This is a genomic window from Rhodomicrobium udaipurense JA643 (assembly GCF_000636015.1).
Classification (GTDB): domain Bacteria; phylum Pseudomonadota; class Alphaproteobacteria; order Rhizobiales; family Rhodomicrobiaceae; genus Rhodomicrobium; species Rhodomicrobium udaipurense.
In genome coordinates, this window is the sequence record NZ_JFZJ01000219.1 from 1 (window position 1) to 2,079 (window position 2,079).

The 2,079-nt window shown below is 64.0% G+C and carries 1 protein-coding gene; it reads right to left on the bottom strand.

Annotation, left to right across the window (positions count from 1 at the left end; translation table 11 throughout):
• Positions 1-95 precede the first annotated feature (95 nt).
• Complete coding sequence (locus tag T281_RS16940; RefSeq protein WP_052037626.1) at positions 96-1,793, bottom strand: electron transfer flavoprotein-ubiquinone oxidoreductase; 1,698 nt, start codon at positions 1,791-1,793, stop codon at positions 96-98.
• Positions 1,794-2,079 lie beyond the last annotated feature (286 nt).

The following is a 2,079-nucleotide window of genomic DNA, read 5'->3' on the forward strand; positions in this document are numbered from 1 at the left end:
CGCGTGAGGCGCACGCGTCGTCCTTGAAACGGCGCAAGCCTGCGCCAGACCCCGCCGAAAATGGCCGGGAAGGTCCGGCCATCGCATCCTTAGCCTTACATCCCGGCGTAGGTCGGGCCGCCGCCGCCTTCGGGCGTCTCCCAATTGATGTTCTGCGCCGGGTCCTTGATGTCGCACGTCTTGCAGTGGATGCAGTTCTGCGCATTGATCTGGAAGCGCGCTTCGCCCTCCACGCTCGTCACCACCTCGTACACCGCCGCCGGGCAATAACGTTGCGCGGGCTCGGCATAGAGCGGCAGGTTCTTGCCAATCGGGATGCTCGGATCGGCGAGCTTGAGGTGCACCGGCTGGTCTTCCTCATGGTTGGTGCCCGAAAGCGGCAGCGACGACAGGATGTCGAAGGTCAGCTTGCCGTCCGGCTTCGGGTAGGCGATGGGCTTGCAGTCCTTCGCAAGCTTGAGCGTCGCGAAATCGGGCTTGCCGTGGCTGAGCGTCGGCGACAGCGCGGGCACGAGCTTGTTCAGCCACATGTCGATGCCGGCGAGGAACGAGCCGAGCATGGTGCCGTAACGCGACAGGAGCGGCTTCACGTTGCGGATCGGCTTGAGGTCTTTCGCGATGGGGCCGGTGCGGACAGCAGTCTCGTAGGCGGTGAGTTCGTCGCCCGCGCGGCCCGCATCGACGGCCGCGAAGGCCGCTTCCGCCGCCGCAATGCCGGACAGCACCGCGTTATGCGAACCCTTGACGCGCGGCACGTTCACGAAGCCCGCGCTGCATCCGAGCAGTGCGCCGCCGGGGAACGTCAGCTTCGGGATCGACTGCCAGCCGCCCTCCACGATGGCGCGCGCGCCGTAGCCGATGCGCTTGCCGCCCTCGAAGATCGGCGCGATGGCCGGGTGCGTCTTGAACCGCTGGAACTCATGGAACGGGCTGAGATAGGGGTTCTGATAGTTCAGATGCACCACGAAGCCGACGGCCACGAGGTTGTCGCCGTAGTGATACATGAACGAGCCGCCGCCCGTCTTGTCGTCGAGCGGCCAGCCGAGCGTGTGCTGCACGAGGCCGGGCTTGTGATGCTCCGGCTTGACCTGCCACAGCTCCTTCAGGCCGATGCCGTATTTCTGCACGTCTGAGTTCGCATCGAGCTTGAACTTGCCGATGAGCTGCTTTGCCAGCGAGCCGCGCGCGCCCTCCGCGATCAGCGTATATTTGCCGAGCAGCGCCATGCCGCGCACGAAGTCGTCCTTCGGCTTGCCATCGCGGCCGACGCCGAGATCGCCCGTGGCAACGCCGATAACCTTGCCGTCGTCATCGTAAAGCACTTCGGCGGCCGGGAAGCCGGGATAGATTTCGACGCCCAGCGCCTCGGCCTGCTCACCGAGCCATTTCACCAGCGCGCCGAGGCTGCCGATATAGAAGCCATCGTTGCGCATCGCGGGCGGCAGCAGGTGATGCGGGAAGCCGGAGGACTTGGTCTCCGTGAGGCGGAGGAATACGTCCTTCGTTACCTGCTGTTCGAGCGGCGCGCCCTGCTCTTTCCAGTCCGGGATGAGCGCGTTCAGGCCGATGGGATCGATGACCACGCCGGACAGGATATGCGCGCCGATCTCCGAGCCTTTTTCGAGAACGACGACGGAAATTTCCTTGCCCGCCTTCTCGGCGAGTTGCTTCAACCGGATCGCCGCCGACAGACCGGCAGGACCGCCGCCAACGATGACGACGTCGAATTCCATCGTCTCGCGTTCGGGCAGAGCCTCCTCTTCGGGGACTTCCGCAACTTCGTTCAGTTCCATGTGGGTTTTCTCCCGGCCAAGCGGCCCCGCGCTCTCCACCGGCAATTCCGTTGGACCGACCGCAACCTAAGAAAGAGTTAGAGCAGTTCTTTTTGCATCGCACTCAGGTACGGTAAAAGTGCTTCCCCGCCAACTTGATTATTCGTCTAAACCGTGGGCAATCTCACCGGCATGCGCGCGCCTTCGGAGAATGCTGGAATTCTGCTCGAATGGTATCGAGCGATGGGGGTCGACGAGACCATCGCCGATGAAACGCGCGACTGGCTCAGCGAAATTCCACGCGCGG